This window comes from Buttiauxella gaviniae (genome assembly GCF_040786275.1).
GTDB classification, from domain to species: Bacteria; Pseudomonadota; Gammaproteobacteria; order Enterobacterales; family Enterobacteriaceae; genus Buttiauxella; species Buttiauxella gaviniae_A.
This window is the reverse complement of the sequence record NZ_JBFMVT010000002.1, coordinates 3,219,739-3,233,789: the sequence shown is the minus strand read 5'-3', so window position 1 is coordinate 3,233,789 and position 14,051 is coordinate 3,219,739. Positions and strand designations below refer to the sequence as shown.

Annotated in this window: 11 protein-coding genes; 7 read left to right on the top strand and 4 right to left on the bottom strand. The window is 49.1% G+C overall.

Going from position 1 to position 14,051, the window contains the following annotated elements; genetic code table 11:
- Window positions 1-60: 60 nt before the first annotated feature.
- A complete protein-coding gene (fldA, locus tag AB1E22_RS15580) occupies window positions 61-591 on the top strand; it encodes a flavodoxin FldA (RefSeq protein WP_367596137.1) in 531 nt (176 codons plus the stop codon).
- A gap of 410 nt (window positions 592-1,001) precedes the next feature.
- The gene (gene fur / locus AB1E22_RS15575; protein ID WP_367596136.1) at window positions 1,002-1,454 is read left to right on the top strand and encodes a ferric iron uptake transcriptional regulator; all 453 of its coding nucleotides are present in this window, start codon (window positions 1,002-1,004) and stop codon (window positions 1,452-1,454) included.
- Window positions 1,455-1,545: 91 nt separating this feature from the next.
- Here the strand turns inward: fur and chiQ are convergent, their stop codons facing one another.
- From chiQ to nagE, 4 genes are all read right to left on the bottom strand, one after another.
- On the bottom strand, window positions 1,546-1,872 hold the full coding sequence (gene chiQ, locus AB1E22_RS15570; protein WP_367596135.1) for a ChiQ/YbfN family lipoprotein: 327 nt from the start codon (window positions 1,870-1,872) through the stop codon (window positions 1,546-1,548).
- A 47-nt stretch (window positions 1,873-1,919) separates the two neighbouring features.
- Entirely contained in the window at window positions 1,920-3,317 is a 1,398-nt protein-coding gene (gene chiP / locus AB1E22_RS15565) for a chitoporin ChiP (protein WP_367596134.1), read from the bottom strand.
- A gap of 472 nt (window positions 3,318-3,789) precedes the next feature.
- Window positions 3,790-5,457 (bottom strand): glutamine--tRNA ligase, encoded by a 1,668-nt coding sequence (gene glnS, locus AB1E22_RS15560; RefSeq protein ID WP_367596132.1) that lies wholly within the window; start codon window positions 5,455-5,457, stop codon window positions 3,790-3,792.
- Between the two features lie 178 nt (window positions 5,458-5,635).
- Window positions 5,636-7,660 (bottom strand): N-acetylglucosamine-specific PTS transporter subunit IIBC, encoded by a 2,025-nt coding sequence (nagE, locus tag AB1E22_RS15555; protein WP_367596131.1) that lies wholly within the window; start codon window positions 7,658-7,660, stop codon window positions 5,636-5,638.
- Window positions 7,661-7,994: 334 nt separating this feature from the next.
- Between nagE and nagB the strand changes: the two genes are divergently transcribed.
- From nagB to asnB, 5 genes are all read left to right on the top strand, one after another.
- Window positions 7,995-8,795 carry a glucosamine-6-phosphate deaminase gene (nagB, locus tag AB1E22_RS15550; protein WP_183271433.1) on the top strand — a complete coding sequence of 267 codons (801 nt, stop codon included), beginning with the start codon at window positions 7,995-7,997 and terminating at the stop codon, window positions 8,793-8,795.
- Window positions 8,796-8,878: 83 nt separating this feature from the next.
- Window positions 8,879-10,027, top strand: a complete 1,149-nt coding sequence (gene nagA / locus AB1E22_RS15545) for an N-acetylglucosamine-6-phosphate deacetylase (protein ID WP_367596130.1) — start codon at window positions 8,879-8,881, stop codon at window positions 10,025-10,027.
- Window positions 10,028-10,034: 7 nt separating this feature from the next.
- A complete protein-coding gene (gene nagC, locus AB1E22_RS15540) occupies window positions 10,035-11,255 on the top strand; it encodes a DNA-binding transcriptional regulator NagC (protein ID WP_367596129.1) in 1,221 nt (406 codons plus the stop codon).
- Window positions 11,256-11,317: 62 nt separating this feature from the next.
- On the top strand, window positions 11,318-12,070 hold the full coding sequence (locus AB1E22_RS15535) for an HAD-IIA family hydrolase (protein WP_034456689.1): 753 nt from the start codon (window positions 11,318-11,320) through the stop codon (window positions 12,068-12,070).
- Between the two features lie 298 nt (window positions 12,071-12,368).
- Window positions 12,369-14,033 carry an asparagine synthase B gene (gene asnB / locus AB1E22_RS15530; RefSeq protein WP_367596128.1) on the top strand — a complete coding sequence of 555 codons (1,665 nt, stop codon included), beginning with the start codon at window positions 12,369-12,371 and terminating at the stop codon, window positions 14,031-14,033.
- Window positions 14,034-14,051 lie beyond the last annotated feature (18 nt).

Genomic DNA, 14,051 nt, shown 5'->3' with positions numbered 1-14,051 from the left:
CCCTATCTGTGGCCAAATAGCAGCCATCATACCATTAAGTATCAAGAGGTTATTTTACTCATGGCAATCGTAGGCATTTTTTTCGGCAGCGACACCGGTAATACCGAAAATATCGCGAAAATGATTCAAAAACAGCTCGGTAAGGACGTTGCTGAGGTGCATGACATTGCTAAGAGCAGCAAAGAAGACCTGGAAGGCTTCGATATTCTGCTTCTCGGCATTCCAACGTGGTATTACGGCGAAGCGCAATGCGACTGGGATGATTTCTTCCCGACGCTGGAAGAAGTTGATTTCAATGGCAAACTGGTTGCGCTGTTCGGCTGTGGCGACCAGGAAGACTACGCAGAATATTTCTGTGACGCATTAGGTACTATTCGCGACATTATCGAACCGCGCGGTGCGGCGATTGTGGGCCACTGGCCAACAGCAGGTTACCATTTCGAAGCGTCTAAAGGCCTGGCAGATGACGATCACTTTGTTGGCCTGGCTATCGACGAAGATCGCCAACCTGAGCTTACCGCAGAGCGCGTTCAGAAATGGGTTAACCAGGTTTCTGAAGAACTGAATCTGGCTGATATCCTCAGCGCTTAATGCTATTAGTGACGTGGCCCTTTGGCTGCGTCACATTATCAATAGATATTTCCGATTAAAATAATTGCTACAAATTTGTAACTTTTCAGTTTGTCCCTGTACAATGAATTCCTGGAAAATAGCTAGTAAGGCAAGCAAATCGCGACTCAGCCGCAGTTTTCTGGCTTGAATATGCTTTTACCCTAAATAATTCAAGTTGTGGCCAGGCGGCCAGGGAGCTTATCCCCAAGAGCTTACTTTAGTAAGTGACTGGGGTAAGTGAGTGCAGCCAACACCCCCCACAGCTTGAAGTATGACGGGTATAATACTTGCGGTTCCCATTTAGAATTTGCAGTTCTATAATGAGACGCATTCATCTTAACGCTCACCCTGAGTCCGAGCGATTCGTTAAGCAACAGGACAATTTCCGCATGACTGACAACAATACCGCATTAAAGAAGGCCGGCCTGAAAGTCACGCTTCCTCGATTAAAAATCTTAGAAGTGTTGCAGGGGCCGGTGAATCATCACGTCAGTGCGGAAGACTTATATAAGCGTCTGATTGATATGGGTGAAGAGATTGGTCTCGCCACCGTTTATCGCGTATTAAACCAGTTTGATGATGCAGGCATTGTGACCCGTCATAATTTCGAAGGCGGTAAATCCGTGTTCGAACTGACGCAACAGCATCACCATGACCACTTAATCTGCCTGGACTGCGGCAAAGTTATTGAATTCAGTGATGATTCAATCGAAGCGCGCCAGCGTGAGATTGCATCTCGTCATGGCATTCGTCTGACGAACCACAGCCTGTACCTTTATGGTCACTGCGCTGAAGGTGATTGCCGTACAGACGAGCACGCACACGAAATCAGCGAAAAGTAATCCGTCTATCCTGGCTTCCCTAACCCAGAGGTCAGATGTAAAAAAACCGGTGAGGAAGCTCACCGGTTTTTTTATTGCATGAAGATCACCGCTACTGGTTGTTGGTACGGATCTCTTGCCAGATTTTATCGCATTTGGCTTTGACCGCCTGGTCGTTACCCGTGCGGGTTGCCTGAATGCAATTCTGGTAATCGAGGGTGCGAACCGTCTCTTTCTTCGCAAATTCCTGATGCTGTTTTTCCTGAGCCAGCACATTGAGCACGCTTTGGCACGCCTGGACTTTATCCGGATTACCTTCGGCGGTGTTAATACACGCGCTGTAAGCTGCTTTCAGCTTTGAATCTTCCGGCGCTGTTTTCGGTTGTGCGCAGGCGCTCAAACCTAAAGCCATCACCGTCACTAAAATGATTTTTTTCATGCTGAGTATCCTTAAACAAACCGGGCATTCTCATGCCCGGAATCAAATCAGAAGATGGTGAATGGGGCGATAACGATAAATTTCACGTCGCGCTCATCCTGGAAGATGTTGCCGTAACCCCCGCCCCAGCTTGGAATATCGGAGTGGTTGTCGTACTGAGTGAAGTGCAACTTGAAGAGGGTTCCCTTCGCACGACCATCCTGAACGGTATACATTGCATCAAGGCTGTATGCAGACTCTTTCAGACGGCGATCCGCATCGTAGAAGCCATCGGTCGTCGGTTTAGAGCTTGGTTTAGCATCCCATGCGTAAACATAAGAAGCACCTACCGCCCAACCCGCGAGGTTCCAGTTGCTCAGGTCATACATTGCGCCTGCAAATACCGCTTTTTCACCGTTGGCGTTGAAGTCAGAGCGGTTATCCCACCACACATCAAGACGACCGTTAGAAGATGCATAAGTTGGCGTCATACGTTGCAGGAAGTAGCCCTGCTGGCCGTCTGCCTTAACCATGGTGCCTTCAAGACGCAGGTCGACCTGGCCGACTCGATAGCCGAAGGTTAATGCCTGCAACCATGCAGTACCGTCGTACAGATCGTTGACGCTGCCATCAGAGACTTTGTCACGCGTTCCATAGAATTGATAGCTGGTGGTCAGCGGGCTACCAGCAATGTCAAATTTATAGCTGGCTTTGGTGAAGTATTGATCCACATAACCTTCAGCCTGGCCGAAGGCCGCTTCAAGGATCAAATCATTTTTGAAGTCGTATTTAGCGCCGACAGAGTGCAGGTAATCGACTTTGGTGTTTTTATCGTTCTGATAGAACTTGTCCATCTCCAGGTGCCATGGGGATTTATATTCGTTAGTCCACATGTAGGAGAAGCTCAATGCGCCCGCATCTGCATAGTCAAAGTTTGCACCCGCTTCAGCGCCCTGATAGGTGCCTGGCATGAAGCTCCAGTGCGGAGCCAACAGAGTTTGACCGGTGGGTTGGATGTAACCTGCACGCGCCCAGACTGGACCATATTTGAATTTAGCAGCGGCTTTATAGAGGCTAATCCCGCTTTTATCGCCGGAATAGTCTTCGTCATACGCTTTGTTTTTTGAAGAGAATGCGATTTCGTTTGGGTGACCGCTGTCACCATTTTCTGCCATTTCGATAGCAGTAAAGGCCGCAATATCAAGACCGAACATGTCCGCAGCATAACCAGACTGGAAGTCCAGATTTGCGTTCCATGTGGAGTGAGCGAGGTTGGTTTCGTATTTATCCGTTGTAACGTCTTTACGGTCGCGCTCACGTTGCCAGTAATAGACACCGCCGGTCAGCGTGGAGTCATCAATAAAACCTGCTGCACTTGCCTGAGGGATTACAACCAGTCCGGAAAGAGCCGTGACACCTGCAATAGCAAGAGCCAGCGCACTACGTTTGCCACTAAACGTACGCATATAATATTCCTCTTTGACGTATAAATAATCGCTGGACGTTAAAAGACGTCATATCGCGAAAAAAAGTAAAAATGCCTAACGGCTAAAGCGGTTATGAATATTTGCCCGCATTACTGCTGTTCATAAGACTATTTTTCGCGACGCGAATTATCAACGACTTTGTAAGAGTTCATTCCGATACTATGACAGAGAGCACATAATTTATGAGTATTTGTAACAAACAACGACACGAGAATTTTATAGGGTAAATTACGTTAATTTACATACAAAGCTCTAATAGAGAGCGCTCACATAGTGATTGCTAGAATTTTTTATGCTTCAGGATTGACCGAAGAAAATGTATGAAAACGGACTTAAATAACATTAATTCGCAACGCGAATGCAGATAAAAAGTTAAGCTGATGATTATAAAGCGAAAAAAAACGCCGCAATTTGCGACGTTTTTGTCAGATATTGACTTACAGCGAGGGGATTATTCGCCCATTTTCGCCCAGGTATCACGCAGACCAACTGTACGGTTAAATACCAGTTTTTCAGCGGTTGCATAACGGCTATCAAGGCAGAAATAACCTTCACGCTCGAACTGATACGCTTTACCTTTTTCAGCATTTTGCAGGCTAGGCTCAACGAAACCTTGCTTGATCACCAGAGATTCCGGGTTGATCGTCGCAAGGAAATCTTCCGCAGCACCTGGGTTTGCCACGCTGAACAGACGATCGTAAAGACGAATTTCAACTGGCAGAGCGTGTTCCGCGCTGACCCAATGAATAACGCCTTTAACTTTACGTCCGTCTGCCGGGTCTTTGCTTAATGTGTCCGGGTCGTAGGAGCAATGCAGCACGGTAATGTTACCTGCTTCATCTTTCTCTACGCGATCGGCTTTAATCACATACGCATTGCGCAGGCGCACTTCTTTACCCAACACCAGGCGCTTGTACTGTTTGTTAGCTTCTTCACGGAAGTCAGCGCGGTCGATGTAAATTTCACGGCTAAACGGCACCTGACGGCTGCCCATCTCCGGTTTGTTCGGATGGTTAGGCATGGTCACCATTTCAACTTCACCCTGCGGGAAGTTTTCAATGATAACTTTCACCGGATCGAGTACCGCCATCGCACGCGGCGCATTCTCGTTCAGGTCATCACGAATACAAGATTCCAGAGAGGCCATTTCAACGGTATTGTCTTGCTTAGTGACACCAATACGCTTGCAGAACTCACGGATAGAAGCGGCGGTATAACCACGACGGCGCAGACCAGAAATAGTCGGCATACGCGGGTCATCCCAACCCTCTACCACCTTCTCAGTTACCAGCAGGTTCAGCTTACGCTTGGACATGATGGCGTATTCGAGATTCAGGCGAGAGAATTCGTACTGACGCGGATGCGCAGGAATGGTGATGTTATCCAGCACCCAATCGTACAGACGACGGTTGTCCTGGAATTCCAGCGTACACAGGGAGTGCGTAATGCCTTCCAGCGCATCGGAAATGCAGTGGGTGAAGTCGTACATCGGGTAGATGCACCACTTGTTGCCAGTCTGGTGGTGCTCGGCAAACTTGATACGATAAATAACCGGATCGCGCATCACGATAAATGGCGATGCCATATCGATTTTCGCACGCAGGCACGCGGTTCCTTCGGCAAATTCACCGTTACGCATCTTCTCGAACAATGCGAGGTTTTCTTCAACGCTACGATCGCGGAATGGGCTATTTTTGCCAGGCGCGGTCAAGGAGCCACGATATTCACGGATCTGCTCAGGCGTCAGTTCATCAACATACGCCAGACCTTTATTGATAAGTTCTACAGCATAGTTGAACAGCTGATCGAAATAATCGGAGGAGTAGCGCACGTTGCCGGACCAATGAAAACCTAGCCATTCGACGTCATGCTTAATGGAATCGACGAATTCGATGTCTTCTTTTGCCGGGTTGGTGTCATCGAAACGCAGGTTGCACTGGCCTTGATAATCTTGGGCGATACCAAAGTTCAGACAGATGGATTTAGCATGACCGATATGCAGATAGCCATTTGGCTCTGGCGGAAAACGGGTGCAAATGCTGTTGTGCTTACCATTGGCCAAATCTTCATCGATGATCTGGCGAATAAAGTTAGTTGGGCGGGCTTCTGCCTCACTCATCGCGGGTTCCTCTATGCAAAAACTTTCGTTAATTGGCACATGATCTTATAAGCAAGCGCCGGAAACAACCTTTAGTTGCATAAATAAGGACATCGGGGGGACTAACCAGAAGCAATAAAAAAGCGGCTGGAGAAAGACTCGCCAGCCGCTAAAGGCACAATCAATGACTCAGGAGCGATTATTTGCCTTTAATTTCGTACAGCGGAGTTTGCCCTGCAACGACAGAACCTTTCGCCTGGATAACCAGACCGCTGTAGTCGTCGATATTGCTGCAAACTACCGGGCTAATCATGGAGCGGGCATTTGCGTTCAGGAAATCAAGATCCATTTCCAGAATCGGCTGGCCTGCAACCACTTCAGCGCCCTCTTCTACCAGGCGGGTAAAGCCCTGACCGTTCAGTGCGACGGTATCAATGCCCATGTGGACAACGATCTCTGCACCTTTTTCGGTTTCAAGACAGAACGCGTGGTTAGTATTAAAGATTTTTACGATGGTACCGGCAGCTGGCGCGACAACCGTTTTTTCGGTTGGCTTAACCGCCACACCATCACCTACTGCTTTGCTGGCAAAAGCTTCATCAGGAACCTGTTCCAGTGCAACTACATCACCCGTGACCGGAGAAACCAGAGCAGCGATGGTAACGGCATTAGGTACAGCCTGTGGTTTTGACGCCGCAGTAACCGGTGCAGCAGCCGCAGCACTTGCAGGTGCCGGCGCAACATCGCCCGCGGTTTTCATTGCGTTAGCAATTTTCTCAGCCACAAAGCCGACGATGATTTGCACGCTGGTTTTATTCAGACGGATAACACCGGTCGCACCCAGGCGTTTAGCCAGAGCTTCATTAACCAGCGAAGAGTCTTTTACGCCCAGACGCAGACGAGTGATACATGCATCAATACCGGTCAGGTTTGCAGAACCCCCTACCGCTGCAATGTACTGACGAGCCAGCTCAGAAACATCCTGATTAGTATTAGCGCTAACATTAACGTCCTGACCATCAGCCTCATCCCCTGCAACTGCCAGCTCACGGCCTGGAGTTAACAGATTGAATTTGGTGATAGTGAAACGGAACACGACGTAGTAGATAACGAAGAATACGAGGCCCTGCGGGATAAGCATCCACCAGTGTGTTGCCAGCGGGTTACGGGAAGAAAGCACCATATCCACCAGACCTGCGCTGAAGCCGAAGCCCGCAATCCAATGCATGCTTGCTGCGATAAATACAGAGATACCGGTCAGCACTGCGTGAATCAGATACAGAACTGGAGCAACGAACATGAAGGAGAATTCCAACGGTTCGGTGATACCCGTGAAGAAGGCAGCAAACGCACCCGCCATCATGATACCCAGTACTTTGGCTTTATTTTCAGGGCGCGCGCAATGGTAGATTGCAAGTGCCGCACCTGGCAGGCCGAACATCATGATTGGGAAGAAGCCCGCCTGATAACGACCGGTAATACCCACGATACCCGTTCCTTCAGCGATAGATTTAGCACCGCCCAGGAATTTAGGAATATCGTTGATACCCGCAACGTCGAACCAGAATACAGAGTTCAGCGCGTGGTGCAGACCAACTGGAATCAGCAGACGGTTGAAGAACGCGTAAACGCCCGCGCCAATAGAACCCATCTTCTGAATATGCTCACCAAAGTTCACCAGGCCGCTAAACACGATTGGCCAGATGAACATCATGATGAAGGCAACCGCGATCATCACAAAGGAGGTCAGAATTGGAACCAGGCGACGGCCGCTAAAGAAGGACAACGCTCTTGGCAGTTCGACGCTGCTAAAGCGGTTGTACAACTCTGCGGAGATAATCCCCACCATGATGCCCACAAATTGGTTTTCAATTTTAGTGAACGCCAAAGGAACCTGATCCAGCGGAATATGCTTGATCATGGAAACAGCGGCTGGCGAACAAAGTGTGGTCAAAACCAGGAAACCGACAAAGCCGGTTAGTGCAGCAGCACCATCTTTATCTTTGGACATACCGTAAGCCACACCAATGGCGAACAGCACACCCATATGGTCAATGATTGCAGCACCAGATTTGATGAATAACGCAGCTAATGCGCTATCACCACCCCAGCTAACCGGGTCAATCCAGTAACCAACACCCATTAATATGGCTGCGGCTGGTAGCGTGGCTACCGGCACCATCAGCGCGCGGCCAACCTTTTGCATATAACCTAGAATACTCACGTTAATTCCCCCTATGAGACCCCGTTAAGGCTCGTTCAAAGCCGTTTTATTATTGTTTAACAAACCTTGAAAGCATGGCGATTATTCACCAACTTTCTGAGTGTGTGAAAAATTAATTCGTATCGCAAATTAAACACCCTTTTTTTGTGATTAAAATCACCAAATATTGTTATTCCACTCCCCTTTGACTGGCTATCGACTAAAACTTATTTTATCATCCAAAAAATCAAGACAGATTGATCCCGTCATAGTCAGTTTAAAACTGGTTTACCCTTAAAGGGTTCGGACAATCAATCTGGCTAAAGTAATTTTCTATTAACTTATGAGGTGAATGATGAGACTGATTCCCCTGGCTACCCCAGCTCAAGTTGGCAAATGGGCAGCACGCCATATCGTTAAGCGTATCAATGCGTTTAACCCGACAGCAGATCGTCCGTTCGTGCTGGGCCTGCCAACAGGTGGTACGCCTCTTGAAGCGTATAAAGCGCTGGTAGAGATGCATAAAGCGGGCCAGGTCAGCTTTAAAAACGTCGTCACCTTTAATATGGATGAGTACGTTGGTCTGCCAAAAGAGCATCCAGAAAGCTACCACACTTTCATGCACCGTAACTTCTTTGATCACGTTGATATCCCAGCAGAAAATATCAACCTGCTGAACGGCAATGCCGAAGATGTTGACGCAGAATGCCGCCGTTATGAAGAAAAAATTCGTTCATACGGAAAAATTCACCTGTTTATGGGTGGCGTAGGCAACGACGGTCACATCGCATTCAACGAGCCTGCGTCTTCTCTGGCATCTCGTACCCGTATTAAAACCCTGACCCATGACACCCGTGTTGCAAACTCCCGTTTCTTTGATGGCGACGTTTCTCAAGTGCCAAAATATGCGTTGACTGTGGGCGTAGGCACGCTGCTTGATGCAGAAGAAGTGATGATTTTGGTTCTCGGCCATCTGAAAGCTCAGGCTCTGCAAGCGGCTGTAGAAGGTAACGTGAATCACATGTGGACCATTAGCTGTCTGCAACTGCACCCTAAAGCCGTGGTTGTTTGTGATGAACCGTCCACCATGGAACTCAAAGTGAAGACGCTGAAGTACTTCAATGAGCTCGAAGCTGAAAACATCAAAGATCTTTAAATATTATCTTATACCCTGACTCATTTGAGTTGCAGCCAACACCGCTGCAACTCGAAGTATGACGGGTATAACCGGGGGTAACTATGTTTGCATTAACTCACGGTCGGATTTATACCGGCCATGAAATTCTTGATGATCACGCGGTTATTATCGCGAACGGCCTGATTGAACGCGTTTGCCCGCGCTCAGATCTCCCTGCGGGTATTGAGACTCGCGATGTGGGCGGAGCAATCATCGCCCCCGGTTTTATTGATGTGCAGCTCAACGGCTGTGGCGGCGTGCAGTTCAACGATTCCGCCGATGCGGTAACGGTTGAAACGCTGGAAATTATGCAGAAAGCCAATGAGCGCTCTGGCTGCACCAGCTATTTACCGACGCTAATCACCAGTAGCGATGAGCTGATGAAGCAAGGCGTAAAAGTGATGCGCGAATACCTGGCGAAGTATCAGCACCAGGCACTCGGTCTGCATCTTGAAGGCCCGTGGCTGAACATGGTGAAAAAAGGGACGCACAACCCAAGCTATGTGCGTAAACCTGATGCAGAACTGGTCGATTTCCTGTGCCAAAACGCAGATGTCATCACCAAAGTCACTCTGGCTCCAGAGATGGTCGCGCCAGAAGTGATCAGCAAACTGGTTGCCTCCGGCATTATCGTTTCTGCCGGGCACTCCAATGCCACCGTGAAAGAAGCCAAAGTAGGTTTCCGCGCGGGCATTACCTTCGCAACCCATCTTTTCAACGCGATGCCATACATTACTGGCCGTGAACCGGGTCTTGCAGGTGCAATTTTTGATGAGCCCGATGTTTACTGCGGTATCATTGCCGATGGTTTACATGTGGACTATGCCAATATTCGCACGGCGAAAAAGGTCAAGGGCGATAAACTTTGCCTCGTGACCGATGCAACCGCTCCGGCGGGGGCAAATATCGATGAGTTCATTTTCGCAGGAAAAACAATATACTACCGCGATGGTTTGTGTGTAGATGAGAACGGTACGCTGAGCGGTTCAGCCCTGACGATGATCGAAGGGGTACGAAACCTGGTAGAACATGCAGGTATCGCTTTAGATGAAGTCCTGCGTATGGCGACTCTCTACCCTGCCCGTGCGATGGGCGTAGAACAACAATTAGGTACAATCGCTGCAGGAAAAGTCGCCAACCTGACGACTTTTACTCGCGATTTTAAAATCACCAAGACCTTTGTTAATGGTAACGAGGTCGTAACTGAGTAATTAAGGCATGACGACTGGCGGACAGGCTCAAATTGGTAATGTCGATCTGGTAAAACAGCTGAATAGCGCGGCGGTATATCGCCTGATTGACCAACATGGGCCAATCTCTCGCATTCAGATTGCCGAACAGAGCCAGCTTGCGCCTGCCAGCGTCACGAAAATTACTCGCCAGCTTATTGAGCGCGGGCTGATCAAAGAAGTCGATCAGCAGGCTTCCACTGGAGGCCGCCGCGCTATCTCGATTATCACCGAAACCCGCGCTTTCCACGCCATTGGCGTGCGTCTTGGTCGCCATGATGCCACCATTACGCTGTTTGATCTTAGCGCTAAACCGCTTGCGGAAGAGCATTACGCCCTTCCTGAACGCACCCAGGAAACGCTCGAACACGCATTGCTGAATGCCATCACTCATTTTATTGAGTCAAACCAGCGCAAAATACGCGAACTGATTGCCATCTCTGTAATTCTGCCGGGCCTGGTCGATCCTGAAAGCGGCGTGATCCGTTATATGCCGCATATCCAGGTGAACAACTGGTCGCTGGTTGATAGCCTTGAAAAACAGTTCAAAGTGACCTGCTATGTCGGGCATGACATTCGTAGCCTGGCGCTCGCCGAGCACTACTTTGGTGCAACTCACGACTGCGACGACTCCATTTTGGTGCGTGTACACCGCGGTACCGGTGCCGGGATCCTGTCAAACGGGCGCATTTTTATTGGCCGCAACGGTAACGTTGGTGAAATCGGCCATATTCAGGTCGACCCGTTAGGTGAACGGTGCCACTGCGGAAACTTTGGCTGCCTTGAAACTATTGCCGCCAATGCCGCCATCGAGCATCGCGTACGCCACTTGCTTGAACAAGGTTATAACAGCCGCCTGACGCTTGAAGAGTGCGACATTACGGCCATTTGCAAAGCAGCAAATAAAGGCGATGCGTTGGCGTGTGAAGTCATTGAACATGTTGGTCGCCATCTGGGTAAAGCTATCGCCATTGCCATTAACCTGTTTAATCCGCAAAAAGTGGTGATTGCCGGTGAAATTATCGAAGCGGAAAAAGTGCTGCTTCCCGCAATTGAAGGCTGCATCAACACTCAGGTGTTAAAAGCGTTTCGTAAAAACCTGCCTGTCGTATGCTCAAAACTGGATGATCGTTCGGCCATTGGCGCTTTTGCCCTGGTAAAACGCTCCATGCTTAATGGCGTTCTGCTTCAGCGTTTGCTGGAAAGTTAATCCAGTTAAGCCCTCTTTTACGCTATAGTTACGCCTTCTTTTCAGGTGAGCCCGAGTAGTCAATGACCATTCAGAATGTAATTTGTGATATTGACGGCGTGCTGATGCACGATAACGTCGCCGTACCTGGTGCTAATGAATTCTTAGCCCGCATTATGGAAAAGGGTATGCCGCTGGTGCTGCTGACCAATTACCCGTCGCAAACGGGCCAGGATCTGGCGAACCGTTTTGCATCTGCCGGTATTGATGTGCCTGACAGCGTCTTTTATACCTCTGCGATGGCAACCGCCGATTTCCTCCGCCGTCAGGAAGGGAAAAAAGCCTATGTCGTAGGTGAAGGGGCCTTGATTCACGAGTTGTATAAAGCGGGCTTCACCATCACCGACATTAACCCTGATTTTGTTATCGTCGGTGAAACACGCTCCTACAACTGGGAAATGATGCACAAAGCCGCCTATTTTGTAGCGAACGGCGCACGCTTTATTGCGACCAACCCGGATACACACGGCCGTGGTTACTATCCCGCCTGTGGCGCCCTGTGTGCGGGTATTGAGAAAATCTCTGGCCGTAAGCCATTCTGCGTGGGCAAACCAAGCCCGTGGATTATCCGCGCCGCGCTTAACAAAATGCAGGCCCATTCAGAGCACACGGTCATTGTTGGCGATAACCTGCGCACCGATATTCTTGCAGGGTTCCAGGCCGGTCTGGAGACGATTCTGGTTCTGTCAGGGGTTTCGACCTTAAACGACATCGATGCCATGCCATTCCGCCCTTCCTGGATTTACCCGTCGGTTGCAGAAGTCGATATCATCTAAACCTTTAAGGGGTGGATTACGCTTTCGTTTATCCGCCCTCCAAATGCCGCACTCTTCATTTAATGATTTTCGCCTTTCATTGCCGATCCACTAATTTTCCAGCTTATTTCCTCTTCATTTTTCAGTAATCAACAATCACTACTGAACTATTTATCCCCTTTAAGCTAAAGGGCTTGCATTCCCATCAATGATTGCGCATTTTCATAGTCATGCAACGCAGCAGCGCCGCTCAAAAATCAAAAAACGGCAATGCGACATGACAATTTAATGACTCAAGAGAGTTTGCGGAGAGAGTTCTATGTGTTCAATTTTTGGTGTTCTGGATATTAAGACCGATGCGGTCGAACTGCGTAAGAAAGCGCTCGAGTTATCTCGCCTGATGCGCCACCGTGGCCCTGACTGGTCTGGCGTTTACGCTAACGATAAAGCCATTCTTTCTCACGAACGCCTCTCTATTGTCGACGTTAACGCCGGCGCGCAGCCGCTGTACAACAAAGCAAAAACTCACGCTCTGGCAGTTAACGGTGAAATCTACAACCACCAGGCTCTGCGCGCGGAATACGGCGACCGCTACGAATTCCAGACAGGTTCAGATTGCGAAGTGATCCTCGCACTTTACCAGGAGAAAGGTCCAGAGTTCCTCGACGATCTGCAAGGCATGTTTGCTTTCATTCTTTATGATGAAAAACAAGATGCGTACCTGATTGGCCGCGACCATATCGGCATCATCCCGCTGTATATGGGCCATGACGAACACGGCAACATGTATGTCGCGTCAGAAATGAAAGCGCTAGTTCCGGTTTGCCGTACCATCAAAGAATTCCCGGCGGGCAGCTATCTGTGGAGCAAAGACGGAGAAATTCGCAGCTACTACCAACGCGACTGGTTCGAATACGATGCGGTAAAAGATAACGTTACGGATAAAAACGAATTGCGTCAGGCGCTGGAAGATTCCGTGAAAAGCCACCTGATGTCTGACGTTCCTTATGGCGTTCTGCTCTCTGGCGGTCTGGATTCCTCTGTTATCTCCGCCATCACGAAGAAATTTGCGGCGCGTCGCGTAGAAGATGAAGAGCGTTCAGAAGCCTGGTGGCCACAACTGCACTCCTTCGCCGTCGGGCTGGTCGGTTCTCCTGACCTGAAAGCCGCCCAAGAAGTGGCAAACCATTTGGGTACCGTGCACCACGAAATTCATTTCACCGTACAAGAAGGTCTGGATGCGATCCGCGATGTTATCTATCACATTGAAACTTATGATGTGACAACGATTCGCGCTTCCACTCCGATGTATTTGATGTCACGCAAAATTAAAGCGATGGGCATCAAGATGGTGCTGTCCGGTGAAGGTTCTGATGAAGTGTTTGGTGGCTACTTGTACTTCCATAAAGCGCCAAACGATAAAGAACTGCATGAAGAAACCGTGCGTAAACTGCAGGCTCTGCATATGTTTGACTGTGCACGTGCTAACAAAGCGATGTCTGCATGGGGCGTTGAAGCTCGCGTACCGTTCCTCGACAAAAAATTCCTTGATGTCGCCATGCGCATCAACCCGAAAGACAAAATGTGTGGCAACGGCAAAATGGAAAAACATATCCTGCGTGAATGTTTTGAATCCTATCTGCCAGCAAGCGTTGCATGGCGTCAAAAAGAGCAATTCTCTGACGGTGTGGGTTACAGCTGGATTGATACGCTGAAAGAAGTTGCTGCAGGCCAGGTGACCGATCAACAACTGGAAACAGCAAGCTATCGTTTCCCATACAACACGCCAGGCTCTAAAGAAGCGTATTTGTATCGTGAAATCTTCGAAGAGTTGTTCCCACTGCCAAGCGCTGCACAATGCGTTCCGGGCGGTCCATCAGTGGCCTGTTCTTCCGCTAAGGCGATTGAATGGGATGAAGCGTTCAAAACAATGAATGATCCATCGGGTCGTGCAGTGGGCGTTCACCAGTCTGCTTACAAATAAGCGAACAAAATTAACTAC